Here is a 22,562-nt window from a genome sequence, read left to right as displayed (position 1 = left end):
ATGCGGGGCGCGGTGTTTGAAAAGGGACGGTTGGGGGCGGTGCTAAGCGGTTGGCTGGTGCGCGTTGGCGCGGCCTCCCGCGTGTTTGGCGGCCAGGTAGCCGAACACCAAACCAGGGCCGATGGTGATGCCGGGCGCGGTGTACACGCCGCCCATCATCGACTGCATGTCGTTGCCCACGGCGTACAGGCCGGGGATGGGTTGCTCGTCTTCGCCCAGCACGCGGGCATCGGCATCGGTGGCAAAGCCGGTGGCGGCGCCAATGTCGCCGGGATACAAACGCACGGCATAGAACGGGCCTTGTGTCAGTGCACGCAAGTTGGGGTTCTTGCCGCCGAGTGTGGCGTCGCCAATGTTCTGCTGGTAGGCGGTCACGCCGCGCTGAAAATCTGCGTCCACCCCGGTCGCGGCATAGGCGTTGATCTTGGCCACGCTGGCCTGCAAACCCTCGGCGTTGATGCCGAGTTTTTGCGCCAGTTCTTCAATGGTGTTGGCCTGGGTGAGGTAGCCATCGGCGAGGAAAGGTTCGAGTCCTTTGCCGCCTGGGCGCACCATACCCATGCCGTAGGTGCGCAGGGCCTCGGCATCGGCCACCATGTAGGCAGGCACCGAAGGCGTGGTCTTGTGCGCTTGCTGCATGGCCAAGCCAAACAGGTGGTACGAAGTGCTTTCATTGACGAAGCGCTCGCCGGCTTGATTCACGGTGAGCATGCCGGGTTTGGCGCGGTCCATCACAAAGTGCGGGAACGATGCGCTGCTGCCATCGGCGCGTTTGCGGATCGACACCGGCGCCCAGAACGCATGTGTGGCGCCTTGTGTGCCGTAGTGCGCGCCTACCTGTTGGGCCAATACGTGGGCTTCGCCGGTGGCCACGGGGGCGGTGGGCGACCACTCGGCTGGCACACCCGGAATCATCTGCGCGCGCAGATGGCTGTTGCGGTTGAAACCGCCGCTAGCCAGGACCACGCCGCCGCGCACGGTGACGGTGCGGCGCTGGCCCTCTTGCATCAGCAGCACCGATTCAATGCCTTGTGTGTTGTTGGGGCTGCGCACCAGTTTGCCGACCGACGTGTTCAGCAACAGCGAGACGTTGCTGCGTTTGGACAACGAATACAACAGCCGCCCGACCAGGGCATTGCCCATCACCAAGCGTGTGCCGCGTGGGTGGCTCAGCCGGTCGATGCCGTGGCGCGTGATCAGCTTTACCGCGTGTTTGAAAGACGCCATGGACTTGCCCAGCGCCAACAGGTGGTTGATATCTGTGCGGTCCACCATCATGCCGCCGAGCACGGTGAATTCGGGGATAGGCGAGCGGATCAGTTTGAACAAGTCGCCCAATAAGCGGCCGTCAAACGGCAGGGGTTCCAGGGCGCGCCCGTTGAGGGTGGAGCCGCCCAGGTCGGAGATGTAGTCGGGGTGTTTGGCGTAGGGGCGGTAGTGGACGTCGGTGTGGTCTTCCATCACGTCGACCGCTGTTTTGCCGTTGTCTAAAAAAGCCTGGCGTACGGCGCGCGGGCTGTGTTCGCCCACCGCGTTGTCCAGGTAACGCGCGGCCTCTGCCAGGGTGTCTTGCGGGTTGACCTTGGCGGCGTGGCGCGTGCCGGGAATCCAGGTGGTGCCCGCCGAATAAGCCGTGGTGCCGCCCACGGTTTCGGTGCGCTCCACCAGCAGCACTTTTTTGCCGTCGATGGCGGCAAACAACGCAGCGGCCATGCCGGCGCCGCCCGCGCCAATCACCACCACATCAAAAGCGGCCGCCTCGGGTAGCGCGGCCAGGGATGAAAGTATTTGCATGGCCACGTTATTCCCCCATCAGAAAGTCGACCATCAGGTCGCGCACGCGGCCAAACATGTGCGCACCGGTCATGGTGTGGCAGCCCTTGGCCCGTGCGGCGGCAATCAGGGGGGTGATGGCCGGGGCCGTGATCACGCAGCCGACGAACATCTCGGCGGTGAGGCGCGTCACGTCCAGCGGATACAGATCGGTTTCTTTCATGCCGACGGGGGTGGCGTTGAGCACCACATCAAACCCCGTGGGGTCGGCGCTGCCGTGGGTGACGGGGCACTGGCCCAGGCCGGCCAGGCGTTCTACCAAGGTGGTGCGGCGTTGGTCGTCGGCATCAAAAATGGCCAACTCGCGAACACCGGCCAGCACCAAGGCGTGGGCGATGGCCGAGCCCGCGCCGCCTGCGCCTACCAGCAGCACTTTCTTGTGGTCGGGTGAGCAGCCGTTGTCGCGCATGGCGGCCACAAAACCCAGGCCGTCAAACATGTCGCCATGCCAGGTGCCATCGGCATTGCGGCGCATGGTGTTGACGGTGCGCAGAAAGCTGCCGCGCTCGGAGGTGGTAGCGCACAGTTCAAAACAAGCGAACTTGTGCGGCACGGTGACGATGACGCCATCCACATTGCGCGCCAGCGACACCCCAGCCAACCAGGCCGCCAGATCGGCCGGTGCCACATGTGCTGGCATCACATAAGCGTTGTGGCCCCGGTCGTGGTACGCGTGGCTGACGTCGCTGGGCGATTTCACTTGGGCGATGGGGTCTCCCACGATGAAGTGCACACGGGTGGCGCCACTGAGAGGCTCTTTGAGGCGTTCCTTTGGGAGAGAAGAAGTCAGCGTTGGATTCAAAGCGTTGGTCATGCAGCAGCCCTGTTTTGTCTCGGTTGGTGGCAGTTTATATAAAACTGGAATACTATTCAACTGTAGAACAAAGTTTTATTTAAGAATAGAATTCGATGAAGCCTATAGGGGAGACCGAACCATGAACGGCGTACTAGAGCGAACCCTGGGCATCCTGGAGCTGTTGTCGCGCAACGGCATGGGTATGGAAATGGCGGCGCTGGCCGACCAACTGAACATCCCGCGCAGCGCGGTGCACCGCTTGTTGAGCGACCTGCAGCAGTTTGGCTACGTGCGGCAAACCCGCGAACATGGCGACTACGTGCTGACCACCAAACTGGTGTCGCTGGGCCTGAGCTTTCTGGGCAACACCGGCATCACCGACGTGGCGCAGCCGCTGCTCGACCGCCTGGCCGATGTTTCTGGTGAACTGGTGCGGCTGGCCGTGGTCGACGGCACGCACCTCACCTGGGTGGCCCGCGCACAGGGCGCGCGCCAGGGCTTGCGCTATGACCCTGACATGGGCAGCGAAGCGCGCCTGAGTTGTTCATCCAGCGGCCTGGCCTGGATGTCGGCCCTGCCGGATGAAGAGGCCTTGGCGCTGGTGGCGCAACAAGGCGTAGGCCCGCGCGACGCTTACGGACCCAACGCCGCGACGAGCCTGCAAGACGTGTTGGCCGAAGTGCATGCTGCCCGTGCGCGCGGCTTCAGCCTCACCGAAGAAACCTATACCGCTGGCCTGAACGCCATGGCCGTGCCGGTGATGCTGCCGGGCGAGCGGCCTTTGGGCGCCATCACCGTCGCCGGGCCCACCGCGCGCTTCAACCGCGAGCGCATGTTGGCGCTGGCGCCCGAGCTGCTGGCCGTGGCCGCCGAGTGCGCGCGTGCCAGCCGGGCCTCGCCATTCTTCAACCACGCGCATGCCCGCCCCCGTGCGGCGGCGCAGACCCCGAGCAAGCCGATCTATGCCGAATGACATGCAGTGCGACCTGTTGGTGATCGGCTCCGGCGCCGGTGGTTTGTCGGCAGCCGTGACGGCCGCGCATCTGGGCCTGAAGGTGCTGGTGGTGGAAAAAGAAGCGCAGTTTGGCGGCACGACCGCGTGGTCGGGCGGGTGGATGTGGATTCCGCGCAACCCGCTGGCCATGGCCGCCGGCATCCAGGAAGAGGCATCTGCGCCGTTGACCTACCTGCAGCACGAACTGGGTGCGCAGTTTGATGCGCCCCGGGCCAACACCTATCTGGACGCGGGCCCGCGCATGGTTGAGTTCTTCAAGAACCATACCGCGTTGCAGTTCATCGACGGCAACGGTGTGCCCGACTTTCATGGCCGCACACCCGCTGCGGGCCAAGGTGGCCGCTCGGTCTGTGCCGCACCGTTTGATGCGCGGCGTTTGGGCCAGCAACTGGCGCTGCTGAAGCCACCGCTGCGCGAGACCACCTTGTGGGGCATGGGCATTGCCTCGGGCGCGGAACTGCGGCACTTCTTGAATGCCACGCGCAAGCCCGCTTCGTTTTGGCACGTCAGCAAGCTGGTGCTGCGTTATGCGCGTGACCTGCTGGTGCATGGCCGGGGCATGCGTTTGGTCAACGGCAATGCGCTGGTGGCGGGCCTGGCGGCGTCGGCGTTGGAGGCCGGCGTGACGTTGCGTGTCAACAGCCCGGCGCGGCGTTTGCTGGTGGAACAGGGGCGGGTGGTGGGCGCCGTGGTCGCCGGCCCGCAAGGCGATGTAGCCGTGCGCACGGCGCGTGGTGTGGTGCTGGCCTGCGGCGGTTTTCCGTTTGACCCGGTGCGCCTCAAAGAACAATTGCCGCATGCGCCCACGGGCATGGAGCATTGGTCGGCCGCATCGCGCGGCAACACCGGCGACGGCTTGCGTCTAGGTGAAGCCGCAGGCGGTGTGGTGGCGCGCGATCTGCAAGAGGCCGCAGCGCTGGCGCCGGTGTCGCTGGTGCCCCGGCGCGATGGCAGCGTGGCGCATTTTCCGCACCTCATCGAGCGTGCCAAGCCGGGCTTGATGGCGGTCACGCGCGACGGCCGGCGCTTCGTCAACGAGGCCGACTCCTATTACGACTTTGTGCGCGGCCTGTTGGCTACCACACCTGCGGGTGAGGCGGTGCAAGCCTGGCTGGTGTGCGACCACACGTTTATTCGCCGCTATGGGTTGGGGGCGGTGAAGCCCGCGCCCATGCCGATGGGGTCGATGCTGCGCAATGGTTATCTCAAGCGTGGCGACAGCCTGGCCGCGTTGGCCAAGGCCTGCGGCATTGATGCCGCCGGTTTGCAAGCCAGCGTGCAGCGCTACAACACGCAAGCGCGCGCGGGCCGCGACGAAGACTTTGCCAAAGGCGAAACCGCCTACAACCGGGTGCAGGGCGACGCTGCTGCGGGTTGGCCCAACGCCTGCATGGCGCCGCTGCAGCGCGGCCCGTTCTACGCGGTGCGTGTGGTGCCGGGCAGCCTGGGCACGTTTGCCGGTTTGAAGACCAACATGCAGGCGCAGGTGCTGGATGCGCAGGGCGCGCCCATCGCCGGTTTGTATGCGGTGGGCAACGACATGAACAGCATGATGGGCGGCCATTACCCGAGCGGCGGCATCACCCTGGGCCCCGCCATGACGTTTGGCTTTATCGCCGCGCACGCTGCTGCCGACAAGCCTTATGAGAACACCCGATGAACACACACGGTTCGCGCCGTTAGCCCACTTTTTCTAAACACCATACCGAGGAACCTGCATGTATTACGAACTCGCCACCATGACCTTGCCTTTTGGCACCGCCGGCCAAGCCGCCACCAACGTGCAAGCTTTTGCCACCGCAGCCGAAGCCCAGGGCGAGTTGCTCGCCTGCTGGTTCACCGACATTGGCCAACTCAACCAGATGATTGTGTTGCGCGGCTTTGAAGACCTGGCCTCGCTGCAGGCCGAGCGCAGTCGCACGCAGAAAAGCGCCGACCCGTTTGGCTGCGGCAGCATCTTCCAGAGCCTGGAAATGCACAGCTACGAGGGCTTTGGCTGGATGAAGCCGGCTCAACCCACGGCCACCTCGGGCATTAGCGGCCCGGTGTATGAGATCCGCACCTATGGCATCAAGCCCGGCGGTGTGCAGGCCACCATCGACTTGTGGGAAGAGTACCTGCCGCCGCGCGAAAAAATCTCGCCGTGTGTGGTGGCCATGGTGGCCTTGGATGGGCCACTGCGCTTCACCAACATCTGGGCGTACCCCACGCTGGATGCGCGCAGCCAAGGCCGCGCGGATGCGGTGGCCCAAGGCATCTGGCCGCCCAAAGGTGGCCCGGCGAATTTGACGACACACATGGTGTCGACGATTGCGCTGCCGACCGCTGTATCACCGATGAAGTGAGCCTGCGGTCGCCTTAAGCCTGCAAGCTGGGCAACGCCACGCCCTTGATCAAGCGCGTCTCCTGCGCGGTAATCAGGTGCCCCGAGGCTTGTAGGTAAGCCGCGAAGTCGGGGTGTGTATCGCGCGCGCGGCAGCGCCGTTCGTAGTCGGCCAGGTCGTCGTAACCCCATAGGTGGACAAACTGGTTTTGTGGCCCCACCAGGCTGGTGTAGAAGCCCATGGGGTGGCCCAGCGTCTCCAGCAGAATCGGCATCGCCAGGCGGTTGAACACCTCGACAAACTCGGGCATCTTGCGCAGCGCAATGGTGTAGATGCGGTGGTCGACCAGCGGCTTGGTCAAGTAGTGCACGTTGTTCATGCTCGGGCTCCTGCAAGGTCTGCAATGTGGTTGCCGGTGACAAAGCCGAAGGTCATGTTCGGCCCATGGGTGATGCCCGCGCCGGGGTAGTTGCCGCCCATGATGCTGGCGCGGTCGTTGCCCACGGCGTAGAGCCCTTCGATGGCCGTGCCATCGCGCTTCAACACCTCGCCCACCACACTGGTCTTGATGCCGTCAAATGTGCCCAGGTCGCCCATCACCACCTTGACGGCATAAAACGGCCCTTGCGCAACCGGGGCCACACACGGGTTGGGCTGATGCGCCGCATCGGCGAGGTAGCGGTTGAATGAAGTGGTGCCGCGCTGGAACTGCACGTCCTGCCCCATGGCTGCGCCGGGGTTGTAGGCGTCTACCGTGGCGCGCAGGCCGGCGGCATCGATGCCGGCATTGCGCGCCAATTCTTCTAGCGTGTTGCCCTTGATGAGGTAGCCGTTGCGTAAGTGCGGGCCCAACGGCATAGGGGCGGGTTTCACAAAACCCAGGCCGTATTTTCCCAAGGTGGTTTTGTCGCAGACTAGCCACATCGCGGTCTCACGCTCACCGGCGCAAGCGCGGATGAGGGCGGCGCCCACGTCGTGGTACGAGTTGGATTCGTTGGTGAAGCGGTGGCCGTTGCGCAGCACACCAATCACGCCGGGTTTGTAGCGGTCCAGCAGATGCGGAAACACGCCGACCTCGCCCTTGCCACCTTTGCCAACCTTGCCATATGGCACACGCGACACCGGCATCCACGCGGCAGAGTCTTGGAACCGAATGTCCACCGAGGCGCCCAGGGCTTCGGCCATGTTCACGCCGTCGCCGGTATTGCCCAGCGGTGTGGGCGACAGATGTTCGCCACCGCGTTGCACGTGCGGATAGGCCTGGGCGATGCGCTTCACGTCTTGCGGAAAGCCGCCGCAAGCCAACACCACGCCTTGGCGGGCGGTGAGGGTGCGTGTGCCGGCTTCTCCGCTGACCTGCACGCCCATGGCACGACCCTCTTGCATCACGATTTCACGCACCGGGCTGCTGGTGAAGATGGGAATGCCCAGCTTCAGGGCCGAGGCCGCCAGGCGTGCGGCGAGTGCGTTGCCACTCGTCACGTTGATGCCTCGGCGGTACAGCAGCAACTCCTTCATGTGGGTGACCAGGCGCTTGGCCACGTAGACAAAAGAGGTCAGCGACTTGGTGGCCTGGAAGAAGTGCTTCAGGTCGGCGTTCGACGAGTTGAACATCATGCCGATGAAGGTGATGGTCTTGAGCGGTGGCTTCAGGCGCGGCATGTCTTTGCCCAGGCCACGAATGTCGTAGGGCGCGGCGAGGATGGAGCGGCCGACGTCCACGCCGCCATCCACATCGGGGTGGTAGTCGGGGTAGAGCGTGGGCACGAACTTCATCTCGGTTTCGCGCTCGAAGAAGGCGACCATCTTGGGGCCGTTTTCCAGAAACGCTTCAATCGCGGCTTCGTCGTAAAATGCACCGGTTTCGCGTCGCATGTAGGTGCGCACCGCATCTAACGTATCGGCCGCGTTCTGCTTGCGGCCGTGCGGGCCCAGCGGTATCCACAACACCCCGCCCGACAACGCGGTGGTGCCGCCAAACACCGGCTCTTTTTCCAGCACCACCACGTCCAGGCCGCGTTTGCGCGCGGTGATGGCGGTGGCCAAACCGGCCGCGCCGGAGCCGACGACGATCAGGTCGTATGTGTTCTTTTCGTTCATCTGGTGTGTCTCCGTCAGGCTTGTGCGGTGGCGTTGAAACCAGGGCGCGGCACCATGTCCATGAGCATGGAACTCATGCCGCCGTCCACCAGCAACTCGGCACCGTTGACATAGGCTGAGCGTGGGCTGGCCAGGAACAGCGCCACGTCGGCGATGTCTTGCGGCTCGCCCACGCGCCGGCTGGCGGTCACGGCGGCGCGTTTGGCCTCAAAGCCGGGCTCTTCATAAAACTTGGCCGACAGTGCGGTACGGATCATGCCGGGGCAAATGGCGTTGCTGCGTACCCCCTCGGCTCCCCACTCCACCGCGATCTGCCGCGACAACAACAACACGCCCGATTTGCTGGCGCTGTAAGCGCCGCTGCGCGCTTGTGGAAAACGTGCCGAGATGGAGGCTACGTTGACGATGCTGCCAACGCCTGCCGCGCGCATGGGTTTGGCAAAGGCCCGCGCGCACAACAAATAACCGGTCAGGTTGACGGCCAGCACAGCGTTCCAGTCGTCCAGGCTCATGCTGTCCAGATCACCTGCGCGCAGGAAGCCGGCGTTGTTTACCAACGCATGGCAGGCGCCCAGTTCGGCTTGGACTTTTGCGGCAGCTTCTGCCACGCTGGATTCATTGGATGTGTCGCATGCCACGGCCAAGGCGCGGTGGCCTTGGTGGCTGAGTTCGCGCGCCAGAATCTCGCAACCTTTGAGGTCGCGGTCAAGCAATGCAACCACCGCACCGGCCTCGGCAAAGCTACGCGCCACGGCGGCGCCAATGCCACTGGCGGCGCCGGTGACCACACACACTTTTTGGGCCAGGCCCAACCAGTGATCGTTCATTCTTGTCTCCTTTTGGTTGGTGTTAATTCTGGTTTTTCAGCAGGGTTGTCAGATTGACGATTCACGCCAACGCTTGGACAATTCGTGCATTTGGTTTGCGACGGAGAGACATGGTCAGGAGCATTCCCAACTACGCGCTGTACGGCGATCAGGCGCAGCCTGGCTGGTCCAACTCGTTCAATTTCGAGTGGATTCCGCAGCGCTCGGCGCCCTACAACTGGGAGATCCAGCCGCATGTGCACGACGCCTTCATCCAGTTGCTCTACCTCACGCAAGGCGGTGTCACGCTGCAGCTCGACAACGTGCGCCAACAGGTGCAGGCGCCGTGCCTGTTGCTGGTGCCCGCTGGCACGGTGCACAGCTTTCACTTCGAGCGCAACACCGATGGCCCGGTGATCACCGCCACACAAAAACCACTGGAGTCTTTGGCCGCAGTGGTGATGCCCGAGTTGGTGGCCACCATTCGTACGCCGGCCGTGGTGGCGCTGGACGCCACCACGCGCTACACCGAGGCGCTGATGCCGCTGTTCTTGGCGGTGGAACAAGAGTCGCGTATCCACGCACGTGGCCAGGTGGCGGCGGGCATGTCGTTGCTCACCGCATTGCTGGTACAGGTCTCGCGTATCTGCGACAGCCGCCAGCCGTCGGCCATGCCCGCGCATTCACGCAAGGCGGCGCAGATCGAGCGTTTTCGTGCCTTGGTGGACGCGCGTTTTCGCACCCGTTGCTCGGTGGAGTCGTATGCCGATGAGTTGGGGGTGACGCCGGGCCAACTCACCCGCTTGTGCCGCGAGGTGCTGGGCATGTCGAGCCTGGACGTGATCAACGCGCGGGTGATGCACGAGGCGCAGCGTGATCTGGTGTATTCCATCACCAGCATCCAGCAACTGGCGGCGCTGCTGGGCTTTGAAGACGAGGCTTATTTCAGCCGCTTCTTCCGCAAACACAGCGGCCAGACACCGAAGGAGTTTCGGCGGCTGGCGCTGGAGCAGATGGCGCAGGCTGAAGAGGGCAAAGACAGCGCGCGCAAAAACTAGCGGTGCTTAGCCTTCGGCCGCTGCGAAGTGGCGCGCCGCCATTGTGCTCACCTGGGGAGCGATGAGGGGCGTGAAGCCCATCTGGTCGAGCACGTCGCGTTGCAGGTCGATGCCGGGTGCAATCTCAAACAACTCGATGCCCGCCGGGGTGAGGCGGAAGCTGGCGCGCTCGGTCAGGTACAACACCTCTTGCCCGCGCACCAGACCTTGCGGCCCGCTGTAGGTGATCTGCTCCACCTGCGGCACCAGCTTTTGCACCTGGCCTTGCTGCAGCACCTGCATCTGGCCGTTGCCGGTGGCCAGCTTCACACCCTTGGCCGACAAGGTGCCGCAGAACACCACCTTGCGTGCGTTCTGCGCAATGTCGATGAAGCCGCCGGGGCCCACGGTCAGCCCACCCAGGCGCGACACGTTGACGTTGCCTTGCGCATCAAATTCGCCAAAGCCGAGAAACGCCACATCGAGCCCGCCACCGGCGTAGAAGTCGAATTGCGTGGCCGCGTCCAGCATGGCGCTGGCATTGCGCGCGTAGCCAAACAACACGCCGTCCATCAGCGTGCCGCCGTAGGTGCCGTGTTCAATGGTTTGGTAGATGCGGTCCATCTGGCCGCGTTTGGCCAGGAGCTTGGCCACTGCATCGGGCACACCCACACCATAGTTCACCACTGGGCGGGCTTTGCCGGTGTTGAACAACTCTTCGGCTGCGCGGCGCGCAATCGCTTGGCGCTCGCTGAAGGCCTCGGCCGGCACCGCGTTTTCAGCAGCGTGGTCGGCGCGTTCGCTTTGCAAGCGCGCCTCGCCCGTGAGTTCGCCGCTGAAGGCCGGGTCGAACGGAATGGCATAGCTGGTTTGTTGCTGCGGGTCGACCACCACGGCATCGACCCAGGCCGCTGGAATGCGCACCTCGCGTGCACGCAAGGCACCACGCGGCAGGCGTTCTTTCACTTGCACAATGACTTTGCCGCCACTGGTGCGTGCGGCCAGCGCGAGAGACTGCGCATCCAGGTTGGCGGCCTCGTGTTCAAAGCTGATGTTGCCGTCTTCATCGGCCGCGCTCGCGCGCACCAGCGCCACGTGGACCGGGAAGGGTTTGTAGCGCAGGTATTCACGGCCGTCGATGTGGATGACTTCGGCCAGGTCTTCTTTGGCGCTCTGGTTCATCTTGCCGCCACCCAGGCGCGGGTCGCACACGGTGCCCAGGCCCACGTGGGTGAACAGGCCGGGCCGTGCGCCGCCAATCTCGCGCAGCAGTTGTGACGACACGCCGCCGGGCAGGATGTAGGCTTCGATCTTTTCCTGCTCGGCCAGTTGCTGCATGGCGGGCGACCAAACCCAATGGCCGCCGATCACGCGTTTGACCAAGCCTTCGTGCGCAAAGCAGTTCATGCCCCTGCTCTTCTTGTCGCCAATGCCCAGCGCGTGGACCACGGTGAGGCGTTTGGGGCTTTGCGTGGACAGGTAACGTGCCTGCACGGCCTCGAATAAATGGGTGGCTTCCATCAAGCCGCCGCCGCCGCCCATCAAGGCCACGGTGTCGTTGTCGCGGATCAGCGCCACGGCTTCTGCGGCCGTCATGAATTTGGAGGTCATCGCGGGTTCCCCTTCAGCGGTTCAACTCAAACAGCGATGCGCCTTTTTTCATCACCGTCTTGGCGATGACGGTACGGTGGATTTCGCTGGTGCCATCGAAGATGCGGTAGATGCGTGCGTCGCGGTAGTAGCGCTCGATGGGCAACTCTTTGCAGAAACCCATGCCGCCAAAAATCTGCACGGCGCGGTCGACCACGCGGCCCAAGGTTTCAGCGGCGTGCACCTTCACCATGGCGATGTGGGTGCGCGCGTCCAGCCCAGCGTCGATCATCCAGGCGGCGTGCAACACCATCCAGCGTGCGGCGTTGATCTCGATCACGCTGTCGGCCAGCATCTGCTGGATCATCTGGAAGTCGCCGATCTTCTGGCCGAACTGCTTGCGTTCGTTGGCGTATTCGTTCATCAACTCCAACACGTGGCTGGCCTTGCCCACGGCCCGTGCGCCCACTTGCGCCAAGCGCACCACGTTGAGCGCGCCCATGGCGAGCTTGAAGCCCTGGCCTTCGGCGCCCAGCAGGGCCAAGGGTTCGAGCGGCACATTGTCGAAGAACAATTCGAGGTGCGGTGTGCCACGGATGCCCATCATCTTCTGGTCTTTGCCGAGGCTGAAGCCGGGCAAGCCCTTGTCGACCATGAACATGGAGATTTCTTTCTCCCCCGTCTTGGCGGAGACGAGAAAGAAGTCGCTCCATTCGCCATCGCTGATGAAGTGTTTGCTGCCGTTGAGCACCCAGCCGGTGTCCGTTTTCTTGGCGTGTGTCTTGATGCCTTGCGCGTCCGAGCCCGCACCCGATTCGGTGATGGCAATGGCGCAGGTGCGTTTGCCTTCGACGGTGGGGGTGAGCCAGCGTGCGATCTGCTCACCCTTGCATTCGAGGATGGGCTCGTACACGTTGCCAAACGCACGGCGGATCAAGATGTCGGTGGTGTGGCCAAACTGCTCTTCGCAGAGGATGCGGTCCACCGCAGACAACCCACCACCGCCGAGTTCTTCCGAAATGTTCATGGCGTAAAGGCCGAGTGCCTTGGCCTTTTGGTGCACGGCTTCGGCCTTGGCTTGTTCCAGAAAGCCCTTGTCTTCCACCTCGTCTTCCAGCGGTTTGAGTTCTTCTTTGATGAAGCGACGCACGGTGTCGATCATCATTTTTTGTTCATCGTTGAGTTCAAAGTTCATGTCTGCTCCAAAGGGGAAATCAATCTGGGGGAAGTCAAAAGGCTGAACCGCGACGGCGCGAGGCGGGCGGCTGGCAAGTCGAATGGAGTGATCGTAGTCAAAAGTGGAATTGAATTCAAGTATTGAATTTAATTCTTATTTATTGGACAATTCCAAACATGACGCTTGTGCCGGTTCATCCTGTAATCTCTCTGCCCAGTGAAATCGCTATCCAACATTGACCCCACTGGAAACCCATGAACGGAATACTGGAACGAACCCTCGGCATCTTTGAATTGCTGGCGGCCCAAAGTGACGGCATCGAACTGGCGGCCATTGCCGATGCGTTGGACATCCCGCGCAGCGCCGTGCACCGGCTGCTGACCGATCTGGTGCGTTGCGGCTACGTGCGCCAAAGCCGCGAGCACGGCGAATACATGCTCACCACCAAACTGGTGTCACTGGGTCTGAGCTTCTTGGGCAACACCGGCATCGTCGACGTGGCGCAACCGCTGCTCGACCGCCTGGCCGAAATTTCCGGCGAACTGGTGCGCCTGAGCGTGGTGGACGGCTCGCGTCTCACCTGGGTGGCCCGCGCACAAGGGGCACGCCAAGGCCTGCGCTACGACCCGGACATGGGCAGCGACGCACAAATCAGTTGTTCGTCTTCGGGCCACGCTTGGATGTCGGCCCTGACGGACGAAGAAGCGCTGGCCCTGGTGGCGCAGCAAGGCCTGGGTGCGCCCGGCCAGTTTGGCCCGAATGCGCCCACCACCCTGCAAGCGGTGCTGGAACAAGTGCAGGCCGCACGCCAACGTGGCTACAGCATGACGCACGACACCTATACGGCTGGCCTGAGCGCCATGGCCGCGCCCGTGCGCCTGCCGGGCCAGCCGCCCATGGGCATCATCAGCATTGCGGGGCCGAGCGCCCGTTTCACTGAAGAACGCATGCTGGCGCTGGCGCCGCAATTGATCGATTTCGCTTCACAAATGGCGGCGGCCAGCCGGGCATCGCCATTTTTCAACCGCCGACCGCAAGCTGCGGGCCGGCAACCGATCTACGCGCCGTAACAACGCGGTTCGGCATTTCAAAAAGGTTTCACCATGCAGCCCGATTTCTCAATGGCCTATCTCACCGCCACCGCGTTCACGGCACCTCAAGCCGTCGAAGTGGCGGCTGAAGTGGGCTACCAGCAAGTGGGGCTGCGTTTGTTGCCCAATGGCGCCGGCGCCATCTTCCAGCCCATGCTGGATGCGCCCGATGTGTTGCGTGAAACCTTGGCGCGGTTGAAGGACACCGGTGTGCAGGTGTACGACCTGGAGATCATCCGCATTGGGGCCAACTTCGACCCCTATGCCTTCCAGCGGCTTTTTGAGTTGGGCGCCCAACTCGGCGCCAAAGCCGTGCTGGTGGCGGGCGACGACACCGACCTTGCGCGCCTGGCGGCCTCGTACGCCAAGCTGTGCGAAGTGATGCAGCCCTATGGTTTGACGGCCGACCTCGAATTCATGCCCTGGACCGCCGTGCACAACGCCAACACCGCGCTGAGCGTGATCCGCGCCGCCGGCACCCCCGCCAACGCGGGCATCCTGGTCGACGGCATCCACTTCGGCCGCTCGCACACCACGCTGGCCGACATTGCGGCGCTGCCGCCATCGCTGCTGCATTACGCGCAACTGTGCGATGCCACGCCGGGCACGTCGTTCACCGAGGCCGAGTTGATCCACACCGCGCGTGTGCAACGCTTTTTGCCGGGCGAGGGCGGTATCGACCTCACCGGTTTGTTCAACGCGCTGCCGCGCACGCTGCCGGTGAGTGTGGAAATTCCCAGCGAGCCGTTGATTGCCCAGATGGGCCCCAAGGCCTGGGCGCGCCACTGCCTGGAAGCCAGCAAGGCTTTCGTGGCCGGGCTGAACCCGGTGCGCTAAATAGTGGGTTAAGTCGTGGGCTTGGTTGCCTTCAGGCCAGCCAGTACCGCATCAGGGCGCATCGGCAAATCGCGCAGACGCACACCCACGGCGTTGAAGATGGCATTGGCAATGGCCGGTGCCACCACGGTGGTGGCGGGCTCGCCCAAGCCCACGGGCATCTCCGTGCTTTGAATGAACTCGATGTCCATCTCGGGCACATCGCCCATACGCAGCGGGGTGTAGCTGTTGAGGTTGCTGTCGGCCACGGCGCCGTTCACAAAACGTGTGCCCTCGTACAGCGCCATGCTCACGCCCCATAACGCGCCGCCTTCGATTTGCGCCAACGCGCCATCGGGGTGCACCACGGTGCCGGCGTCTACCACCAGCGTGAGCTTTTGCAGCTTCACAAAACCGCTGGCCCGGTCGACGTGGACTTGGGCCACACAGGCCACCCAGGTGGGCATGTCACGCTCCTGGCCAAAGGTGGTGGCCAGGCCCAGGCCGGTGTCGGCAGGCAACGTACGACCCCAACCGGCCTTTTCGGCGGCACGCTTCACCACTGCCGCTTGACGCAGCGCGCCGCCTACTTGTGATGGTGTGCTGCCCGCGTTACGGCCTTTGCCGTCCAGCAGCTTGGTGCGAAACGTCACCGCGTCCATCTTTTGTGCGTGCGCTGCTTCGTCGATGAAAGACTCCACCGCCCAGTTGGTCCAGCCCGGCCCTACCGAGCGCAACCAGCCGGGGCGGAACGCCCGGTTCGCCAGGCTGTTGGAAAACGCGCGCACCCGTTGCGCGCCCACGCTGTACCAATGGTCGGCGCCGGAGATGGCAAACGGGTCGTAAGGCACGCCGTTTTTGCCCTTGGGCATGAACACCGGAATCATCACCTCGGTGGGCCAACCGGCGGAGGCGCCATGGTCCATGGCGATGACGTTGTGTTCCGCATCAAACGCCATGCGCAGCTTCTGGATGGAGGGCGAGCGAAACGAGTCAAAGTGCGCGTCGTCCGGCCGGGTGAACACCACCTTCACCGGCTTGCCAAGGGCCTTGGAGGCAAGGGCTGCGGGCACGGCGTAGTCGCCATTCAAGCGGCGGCCAAAGCCGCCCCCCAGCAGGTAGGTGTGCATGACGATCTTTTTTTCGTCCACCGCCAGCGCCTTGGCCAGCGTGGGCAAGATCAGCGATTGCCACTGGTTGCCGGTGTGGATTTGCCAGATGCCGTCTTTCTCAAAAGCCAGGGCGTTCACCGGCTCGAGTTGAAAGTGCAGCACGCTGGACGTGGTGTAGGTGGCCTCTACCGTGCTGGCAGCTTTTTGAAACGGCGCATCGATGTCGTCGCCCACCACCAGTGCGCCCGGGTCGTTGGATTCCACCTGCTTGCGGCCCATGGCCAGAATGTCGTCTTCAGACACTTTGGCGGTGTCGTCAGACTCCCATTTCACCTCCACCAAACGCGTGGCGCGAAAGGCGTTGACCGTGCTGTCGGCCAACACCAGCACCCAGCCGGGCACGGTGTTGCTCGGGTCTTGCAGCACCAGGTGGCCTTGGTAGCCCGGTGTGCCTTTGGCCTTGCTGTCGTCCACCGAAATGACCTTGGAGCCATTGCGCGTGGGCGGCATTTTGGGCGCCGCGTAGACCATGCCGTCCACCTTGGCGTCCAAGCCGTAAAGGCCTTGGCCGTTGGTCTTTTCTGGAATGTCGAGTGCCTGGGTTTCCACACCAATCTGCCGGCGCTCAGCCGGTTTCTTGATCGGCATGGCCTTCAGCTCGTCGGCCGTGAAGCTGGCGCTGAAGCCGCCTTGTTTGACGATGTCGCCAAAGCTGACCGATTTGCCACCGGCCACCACTTGCCCGTTGCGCGCTTCGCATCGCGCCGGGTCCATACCCAGCATCTTCGCGCCAGCCGCCACCAGAGCTTGACGGCCAGCGGCGCCGGCCTGGCTCAAGGCCGGAAAACTTTGCCATACCGACCAACTGCCGCCAGTCACCATCAAGCCCCACTTCGGGTCGCTGTCGACGTGGTGGATGCGCACCTGGCTCCAGTCGGCCTCTAACTCATCGGACACGATACGCGCCAGCGCCGTGCCCACGTGCTGGCCCATTTCGGCGCGGATGATGTTGACGGTGACGATGCCCTCGGGGCTGATGTTGTACCAAATGCTCGGCTCGAACTGGCCTGTGGCCGCGGCTTCGCTTGGGTTGTCCACGCCCATGGCGCTACGTGCAAAAGCCAGCACCAAACCAGTGGCCGCCGAGGCAATGAGAAAGCCGCGCCGCGACAGGGCCGACGTGGCCAGCGCGCCCGCACGGGAGGGTGAGCGGTCAAGCATTTTTGACCTCCGTGCCGGAAGCGTTTGAGGAGGTTGGGGCCGTGACACCGGTCGCGCCGATCTCTTCCGCCGCCACCTTGATGGCCTTGTGGATGCGCACATAGGCCATACAGCGGCACAGGTTGCCGTTCATCACGGCGTTGATATCTTCGTCGCTTGGCGCGGGTATGTCTTTTAGCAACGCGGCGGCTTGCATGATCTGCCCCGATTGACAGTAGCCACACTGCGGCACCTGGCACGCCACCCAAGCTTTTTGCAGCGGGTGCGGGGTATCGGGCGCGGGCGCCAGGCCTTCGATGGTGGTGATGGCCGCACCTTCCACCAGGCTCAAGGGTGTGATGCAGGAGCGTGTAGCGCGCCCGGCCACATGCACGGTGCAGGCGCCGCACATGCCTATGCCGCAACCAAACTTGGTGCCGGTGAGGTGGGCGTTGTCGCGTATCGCCCAGAGCAGTGGGGTGTCGCCCGGCACGTCGAGCGACACCGGTTTGCCATTGAGTTCGATGTGGATCATGGTGGCTCTTTTTTGTTGTTGGTTTTGAGGAGTGTGAAGCGTTAGGAAAGCGGTCGTGAGGTGCTAGCGAGAACCTAGTTCTTGGCCGGTTCGTCGCTGCGCACTTCATGCCGGATCTTGGCCACCTGCTCGGCCACGTTCGGCCAAGGCGGCAGATCGGTACGCGACTTGCGCAGGTAGACCACCAGGCTGGTGATGTCGTCGTCCGACAGGGCGCGGCCAAAGGCCGGCATCATGGCGGAAGACAAACCCTCTTGCAGGCTTACCCCGTGCAAGATCACCTGCACCAGATTGGTCGGGTCGGCGGCGTAGAGCGAACTCTTCAACCCCAGCTCGGGCCGAGCCGCTTGCGGGCCGGTGGCCACCGCGTTGTAGTGGCAGGCGGCGCAGGCATTGGCGTAGATGGCGGCGCCCCGTTCCAGCGTTTGCGGCGCGCTGAAGCGCGACTTGGCCAGGGTGCCCGCCACCAGCTTGGCGACGTCCACCTGTTTGTCGGCCGATCCGTTGCGGCTGGCAAAGTAGCTGGCAATCGCTTGCACGTCACCCTCGTCCACCAGCGCCAGGCCCTGGTAGACCACGTGCGACATGGGGCCGGCCGCCACGCCGTGGAAAGGCGTGCCGCCCTTGCGCAGATAGGTAAACAACTCGTCGCGCGTCCAGGGCATGGGCGAGGTGTTGGCGGCGGTCAGCGCGGGCGCAAACCAGCCGTCGATCACGGCACCGCTGTAGGCCGCATCGCCGGTTTTTTCCGCGCCTAGTTTGTTGCGGGGCGTGTGGCACGAGGCACAGTGCGACAGGCCTTCGGCCAGGTAGGCGCCGCGGTTCCACTCGGCGCTTTGGGCGGGGTTGGGCTCGTAGCGGCCCTCTTTGAAGAACAACAGCTTCCAGCCGGCTTGCAAGGCGCGCACGTTCAGCGGAAAAGGCATTTCTACCGGCTTGGCTGGTGCGTTTACCGCAGGCCGCGTCATCAAGTAAGCATAGATCGCCTGGATGTCTTCGTCCGAGGTTTTGGTGAAGCGGTCGTACGGAAAAGCCGGAAACAGGTGCGAGCCGTCGCGCGACACGCCTTGGTGCATGGCGCGGGTAAACGACTCCAGCGACCAACTTCCCAGGCCGGTTTCCACATCGGGCGTGATGTTGGTGGAGTAGATGGTGCCAAAGCCCGTCACCATGGGCAGGCCGCCGGCCAGTTGTTTGCCACCGGGGGCGGTGTGGCAGCTCACACAAAAGCCAGCGGCGGCTAGTTTCTCGCCACGTGCCACTTGGCCTGGGTCAAACGAGGCCGCCGCCGGTGGCGGGGTGGTGGCCAGGGCCGGGTGGTAGGCCCACACCGCAAACCCAAGGGCGGCCACGAGCACGCAGCCCACAAGCCATTGCAGGACAACTTTGACTTTTTTCACCGTGGCACCTTTTTGGTTGTCGCGGCCCATTCTGGCACTTGTGCGCGCCGCCGCACATCCCCCATTTGTAGGACGCCATCGTATGTTGACCGGGCAGGCGCGGTGCCACAATGGCGCCATCATGACCTTGCCGCGCGTATCCATTCAGACCCACGACTTCAACCTGGCCGACGAGGTGGCCGCCTTGCGCCAGAGCGACCCGCGCGTCGGCGCCGTCTGCAGCTTCGTGGGCACTGTGCGCGACCGGCACGCGGGTTATGCCTCGGCGCAGCCGCTGAACACGGCACAGGCGGTGTCGTCGATGGAGTTGGAGCACTACCCCGGCATGACCGAGAAGTCGATTGAGGCGATGGTCGATGCCGCGTTTGCGCGCTTCGACATCTTTGGCGCACGCGTGATCCACCGCGTGGGCTTGCTGCAGCCGCTAGACCAGATCGTGCTGGTGGCCGTCACGTCCGCCCATCGGGGCGAGAGTTTTCAGGCCTGCGAATTTTTGATGGACTACTTGAAGACCCAGGCGCCGTTCTGGAAGAAAGAGCAAACCGCCGAAGGCGCGCGCTGGGTCGATGCACGTGTGAGCGACGACGCGGCGCTGGCGCGCTGGGGCATTGCGGCGGTGGGCAACCAGCCGGCTTAATCTTCGGCTGGGTCGGGCAACTCCGGGCATTCCCAAGCCAGAAGTTCGGCCAGGCGGCAGACGATCCAGGTGGCTTCGAGCGGGTTGACGCCCGCACCTTCGGCGCGCAGCGCGGTATGAAAGCCCAGCAGAATGGCCGCCTCGGAAGGCGCTTGTGCGTGGTACAGGTGCTCGGCCTGCGTGACCAGTTGGCAGGCCAGGTCTTCACAGACCTCGTAGCGTTCGCGCACCAGGGCGATGGGCGCGCGCAGGCGCTGGTGTTGGTCGGCGTAGACGGCGACGAACGAGGGTGGGGGCTGGATTTGGTTATCGTGTTCGGAAGACATGGGCGTGATTGTGGCGCACGAACCTGTCTATGCAGGTACTGTGCAGGTGCTTGAAAAACCTTGGAACAGCCCAAATTAAGCTGCCATAAGGAGTATCCAACCGATGCGACAAGACAAACTCACCAACAAGTTCCAGGAAGCCCTGGAAGCCGCCCAAACCCTCGCGGTGGGCGCAGACCACGCCTATATCGAACCCGCTCACTTGCTGGCCGCCATGCTGCGCCAGGACGATGGCCCGCAGGCGCTGCTGCAGCGTGCTGGCTTCAAGGTGCCGGCCCTGCAAGCTGCGGCCGATGCCGCGATGAAAAAGCTGCCCCAAGTGCAGGGGCAAGACATCGTGCAGCCCAGCCGCGAGCTCATGAGCCTGCTGCAAGGTGCCGAGCGCGAATCCATCAAGCGTGGCGATCAATTTATTGCTAGCGAACTGGCTTTGCTGGCGCTGGCCGATGGCAAGACCGACCTGTCCCAAGCCGTGCGGGACGCCGGGCTGGACCGCAAGAAGCTGGAAACCGCCATCGACGCGGTGCGCGGTGGTCAAAGCGTGGACAACAACGATCCCGAAGGTCAGCGTGAAGCGCTGAAGAAATACTGTTTGGACCTGACCGAGCGTGCGCAGATGGGCAAGCTCGACCCGGTGATTGGCCGCGACGACGAAATCCGCCGTGCCATCCAGGTGTTGCAACGCCGCACCAAAAACAACCCGGTGTTGATCGGCGAACCCGGCGTGGGCAAGACCGCGATTGTGGAAGGCCTGGCCCAGCGTATTGTGGCGGGCGAGGTGCCAGATTCACTCAAAGGCAAACGCGTGTTGTCGCTCGACATCGCGGCCTTGCTGGCGGGCGCCAAGTTCCGTGGCGAATTTGAAGAGCGCCTGAAGACCGTGCTCAAAGAGCTGGCCAAGGACGAAGGCCAGACCATCGTTTTCATTGACGAGCTGCACACCATGGTGGGTGCTGGCAAGGGTGATGGTGCATTGGACGCGGGCAACATGCTCAAGCCTGCGTTGGCGCGTGGCGAGCTGCATTGCGTGGGCGCCACCACGCTCGACGAGTACCGCAAATACATCGAGAAAGACGCCGCACTCGAACGCCGTTTCCAGAAAATTCTGGTGGGCGAGCCCACCGTGGAAGCCACGATTGCGATTCTGCGCGGCCTGCAAGAAAAGTACGAAGTGCACCATGGCGTGCAGATCACCGACCCGGCCATCGTGGCCGCCGCTGAGCTGAGCAACCGCTACATCACCGACCGCTTCTTGCCCGACAAGGCGATTGACTTGATCGACGAGGCTGCGGCCAAGATCAAGATCGAAATGGACTCGAAACCCGAGGTCATGGACAAACTCGACCGCCGGCTGATCCAGCTGCAGATCGAGCGCGAAGCCGTGCGCCGCGAAAAAGACGAGTCGTCGCAAAAGCGCTTTGCCTTGATTGAAGAAGAAATCGTCAAGCTGCAAAAAGAGATCGCCGACTTTGACGAGATCTGGCAAGCCGAAAAGGCGCAAGCCCAGGGCAGCGCCCAGGTGTTGGAGGCCATCGACAAAATGCGCTTCCAGATTGAAGAACTCAAGCGCAAAGGCGACTTCAACAAGGTGGCCGAGTTGCAGTACGGGCAATTGCCCGAGCTGGAAAAGCAACTGAAACAAGCGCAAGACAAAGAGTCGCGCAAGGCCGATGGCGCCGCACCCCGCCTGCTGCGCACGCAAGTGGGCGCAGACGAAATCGCCGAAGTGGTGGCGCGTGCCACCGGCATTCCGGTGAGCAAACTGATGCAGGGCGAGCGCGACAAATTGCTGAAGATGGAAGACAAGCTGCACGAGCGTGTGGTGGGCCAGGACGAGGCGATTAGCGCTGTGGCCAACGCCATCCGCCGCTCGCGTTCGGGTCTGTCCGACCCCAACCGCCCGGTGGGCTCGTTCCTGTTCCTCGGCCCCACGGGTGTGGGTAAAACCGAGCTGTGCAAGGCCTTGGCTGGCTTCTTGTTCGATGCGGAAGACCACCTGATCCGCATCGACATGAGCGAGTTCATGGAGAAGCATTCGGTGGCCCGCCTGATTGGTGCGCCTCCGGGTTATGTGGGTTACGACGAAGGCGGCTACCTGACGGAAGCCGTGCGCCGCAAGCCTTATAGCGTGCTGCTGCTCGACGAAGTGGAGAAAGCCCACCCCGACGTGTTCAACGTGTTGCTGCAAGTGCTGGACGATGGCCGCCTGACCGATGGCCAGGGCCGTACTGTGGATTTCAAGAACACCGTGATCGTGATGACCAGCAACATCGGCTCGCCCATCATCCAGGCGATGGCGGGGCGCGATGCCGAGGACATCAAGGACGCGGTGCAAGACGAGCTGAAGAACTACTTCCGCCCCGAGTTCTTGAACCGTATCGACGAGACGGTGGTGTTCCACGGCCTGGATGCGAAGAACATCGAGGCCATTGCCGCGATCCAGATCCGCGTGTTGCAAGAGCGTCTGGCCAAGCTGGACCTGACGCTGGAAGTGTCGCCCGCCGCGCTGGCCGAAATCGCCAAGGTCGGTTTCGACCCGGTGTTTGGTGCACGGCCACTGAAGCGTGCGATTCAGCAGCGCATCGAGAACCCGCTCTCGAAGCTGTTGCTGGAAGGGCAGTTTGCGCCCAAGGACGTGATTCCGGTGGACGTGGACCCGATCCAGTCACCGGGGCAGTTCAGCTTCGGGCGCACGCTGCACTGAGCGCAGCAGACTGTGGATTGACAGTTTATTGACGGGAACCTGATCGGTTCTCGGGCTTTAACG

At 63.4% G+C, this 22,562-nt stretch carries 19 protein-coding genes; 8 read left to right on the top strand and 11 right to left on the bottom strand.

Annotation, left to right across the window (positions count from 1 at the left end; all coding sequences use genetic code 11):
- Positions 1 to 42: 42 nt before the first annotated feature.
- Both ACPWMG_RS22420 and ACPWMG_RS22415 read right to left on the bottom strand, forming a co-directional pair.
- Entirely contained in the window at positions 43 to 1,794 is a 1,752-nt protein-coding gene (locus ACPWMG_RS22420; protein WP_483301718.1) for an FAD-dependent oxidoreductase, read from the bottom strand.
- A gap of 7 nt (positions 1,795 to 1,801) precedes the next feature.
- Positions 1,802 to 2,647, bottom strand: a complete 846-nt coding sequence (locus tag ACPWMG_RS22415; RefSeq protein WP_483301717.1) for a shikimate dehydrogenase family protein — start codon at positions 2,645 to 2,647, stop codon at positions 1,802 to 1,804.
- Between the two features lie 121 nt (positions 2,648 to 2,768).
- Between ACPWMG_RS22415 and ACPWMG_RS22410 the strand changes: the two genes are divergently transcribed.
- The 3 genes from ACPWMG_RS22410 to ACPWMG_RS22400 are packed head-to-tail and all read left to right on the top strand — an operon-like array spanning position 2,769 to position 5,989.
- Complete coding sequence (locus ACPWMG_RS22410; RefSeq protein ID WP_483301716.1) at positions 2,769 to 3,602, top strand: IclR family transcriptional regulator; 834 nt, start codon at positions 2,769 to 2,771, stop codon at positions 3,600 to 3,602.
- Positions 3,592 to 5,304 (top strand): FAD-dependent oxidoreductase, encoded by a 1,713-nt coding sequence (locus ACPWMG_RS22405; protein ID WP_483301715.1) that lies wholly within the window; start codon positions 3,592 to 3,594, stop codon positions 5,302 to 5,304. Before ACPWMG_RS22410 ends, ACPWMG_RS22405 begins: the two co-directional genes overlap by 11 nt.
- A gap of 58 nt (positions 5,305 to 5,362) precedes the next feature.
- Positions 5,363 to 5,989 (top strand): NIPSNAP family protein, encoded by a 627-nt coding sequence (locus ACPWMG_RS22400; protein ID WP_483301714.1) that lies wholly within the window; start codon positions 5,363 to 5,365, stop codon positions 5,987 to 5,989.
- A 13-nt stretch (positions 5,990 to 6,002) separates the two neighbouring features.
- Here ACPWMG_RS22400 and ACPWMG_RS22395 read toward each other — a convergent pair whose 3' ends face one another.
- Genes ACPWMG_RS22395 through ACPWMG_RS22385 form a run of 3 tightly spaced genes read right to left on the bottom strand, consistent with a single transcriptional unit; the run spans position 6,003 to position 8,895 of the window.
- The gene (locus ACPWMG_RS22395) at positions 6,003 to 6,347 is read right to left on the bottom strand and encodes an NIPSNAP family protein (protein ID WP_483301713.1); all 345 of its coding nucleotides are present in this window, start codon (positions 6,345 to 6,347) and stop codon (positions 6,003 to 6,005) included.
- Positions 6,344 to 8,068, bottom strand: coding sequence for an FAD-dependent oxidoreductase (locus tag ACPWMG_RS22390; protein ID WP_483301712.1), 1,725 nt, complete (start codon positions 8,066 to 8,068; stop codon positions 6,344 to 6,346). Before ACPWMG_RS22390 ends, ACPWMG_RS22395 begins: the two co-directional genes overlap by 4 nt.
- A gap of 14 nt (positions 8,069 to 8,082) precedes the next feature.
- Entirely contained in the window at positions 8,083 to 8,895 is an 813-nt protein-coding gene (locus ACPWMG_RS22385; RefSeq protein ID WP_483301711.1) for an SDR family NAD(P)-dependent oxidoreductase, read from the bottom strand.
- A 110-nt stretch (positions 8,896 to 9,005) separates the two neighbouring features.
- Here ACPWMG_RS22385 and ACPWMG_RS22380 point away from each other — a divergent pair, with 110 nt between their 5' ends.
- Positions 9,006 to 9,932: a helix-turn-helix domain-containing protein gene (locus ACPWMG_RS22380; protein WP_483301710.1), complete on the top strand. Its 927-nt coding sequence runs from the start codon at positions 9,006 to 9,008 to the stop codon at positions 9,930 to 9,932.
- A 6-nt stretch (positions 9,933 to 9,938) separates the two neighbouring features.
- On the opposite strand, the gene ACPWMG_RS22375 is transcribed toward ACPWMG_RS22380, so the two are convergent.
- Both ACPWMG_RS22375 and ACPWMG_RS22370 read right to left on the bottom strand, forming a co-directional pair.
- Entirely contained in the window at positions 9,939 to 11,522 is a 1,584-nt protein-coding gene (locus ACPWMG_RS22375; RefSeq protein ID WP_483301709.1) for an acyl CoA:acetate/3-ketoacid CoA transferase, read from the bottom strand.
- A 13-nt stretch (positions 11,523 to 11,535) separates the two neighbouring features.
- The gene (locus tag ACPWMG_RS22370) at positions 11,536 to 12,696 is read right to left on the bottom strand and encodes an acyl-CoA dehydrogenase family protein (RefSeq protein WP_483301708.1); all 1,161 of its coding nucleotides are present in this window, start codon (positions 12,694 to 12,696) and stop codon (positions 11,536 to 11,538) included.
- A gap of 236 nt (positions 12,697 to 12,932) precedes the next feature.
- Here ACPWMG_RS22370 and ACPWMG_RS22365 point away from each other — a divergent pair, with 236 nt between their 5' ends.
- Both ACPWMG_RS22365 and ACPWMG_RS22360 read left to right on the top strand, forming a co-directional pair.
- The gene (locus tag ACPWMG_RS22365) at positions 12,933 to 13,748 is read left to right on the top strand and encodes an IclR family transcriptional regulator (protein ID WP_483301707.1); all 816 of its coding nucleotides are present in this window, start codon (positions 12,933 to 12,935) and stop codon (positions 13,746 to 13,748) included.
- A 33-nt stretch (positions 13,749 to 13,781) separates the two neighbouring features.
- Positions 13,782 to 14,606 carry a sugar phosphate isomerase/epimerase family protein gene (locus ACPWMG_RS22360; protein ID WP_483301706.1) on the top strand — a complete coding sequence of 275 codons (825 nt, stop codon included), beginning with the start codon at positions 13,782 to 13,784 and terminating at the stop codon, positions 14,604 to 14,606.
- An 8-nt stretch (positions 14,607 to 14,614) separates the two neighbouring features.
- Here the strand turns inward: ACPWMG_RS22360 and ACPWMG_RS22355 are convergent, their stop codons facing one another.
- The 3 genes from ACPWMG_RS22355 to ACPWMG_RS22345 form a co-directional block, all read right to left on the bottom strand.
- On the bottom strand, positions 14,615 to 16,918 hold the full coding sequence (locus ACPWMG_RS22355) for a xanthine dehydrogenase family protein molybdopterin-binding subunit (protein ID WP_483301705.1): 2,304 nt from the start codon (positions 16,916 to 16,918) through the stop codon (positions 14,615 to 14,617).
- Positions 16,911 to 17,432: a (2Fe-2S)-binding protein gene (locus tag ACPWMG_RS22350; protein ID WP_483301704.1), complete on the bottom strand. Its 522-nt coding sequence runs from the start codon at positions 17,430 to 17,432 to the stop codon at positions 16,911 to 16,913. The genes ACPWMG_RS22355 and ACPWMG_RS22350 overlap by 8 nt, the downstream gene beginning before the upstream one ends.
- A gap of 74 nt (positions 17,433 to 17,506) precedes the next feature.
- Positions 17,507 to 18,832, bottom strand: coding sequence for a c-type cytochrome (locus tag ACPWMG_RS22345; protein WP_483301703.1), 1,326 nt, complete (start codon positions 18,830 to 18,832; stop codon positions 17,507 to 17,509).
- A gap of 121 nt (positions 18,833 to 18,953) precedes the next feature.
- Here ACPWMG_RS22345 and ACPWMG_RS22340 point away from each other — a divergent pair, with 121 nt between their 5' ends.
- On the top strand, positions 18,954 to 19,469 hold the full coding sequence (locus tag ACPWMG_RS22340; protein ID WP_483301702.1) for a molybdenum cofactor biosynthesis protein MoaE: 516 nt from the start codon (positions 18,954 to 18,956) through the stop codon (positions 19,467 to 19,469).
- On the opposite strand, the gene ACPWMG_RS22335 is transcribed toward ACPWMG_RS22340, so the two are convergent.
- The gene (locus ACPWMG_RS22335) at positions 19,466 to 19,795 is read right to left on the bottom strand and encodes a hypothetical protein (RefSeq protein WP_483301701.1); all 330 of its coding nucleotides are present in this window, start codon (positions 19,793 to 19,795) and stop codon (positions 19,466 to 19,468) included. The two genes, ACPWMG_RS22340 and ACPWMG_RS22335, sit on opposite strands and share 4 nt — an antisense overlap.
- Before the next feature lie 103 nt (positions 19,796 to 19,898).
- Between ACPWMG_RS22335 and clpB the strand changes: the two genes are divergently transcribed.
- Entirely contained in the window at positions 19,899 to 22,499 is a 2,601-nt protein-coding gene (clpB, locus tag ACPWMG_RS22330; RefSeq protein WP_483301700.1) for an ATP-dependent chaperone ClpB, read from the top strand.
- Positions 22,500 to 22,562 lie beyond the last annotated feature (63 nt).

The organism is Hydrophilobacter chitinilyticus (genome assembly GCF_049860745.1).
GTDB lineage: Bacteria > Pseudomonadota > Gammaproteobacteria > Burkholderiales > Burkholderiaceae_C > Rhodoferax_B.
This window is presented reverse-complemented; position numbering and strand designations above follow the sequence as displayed.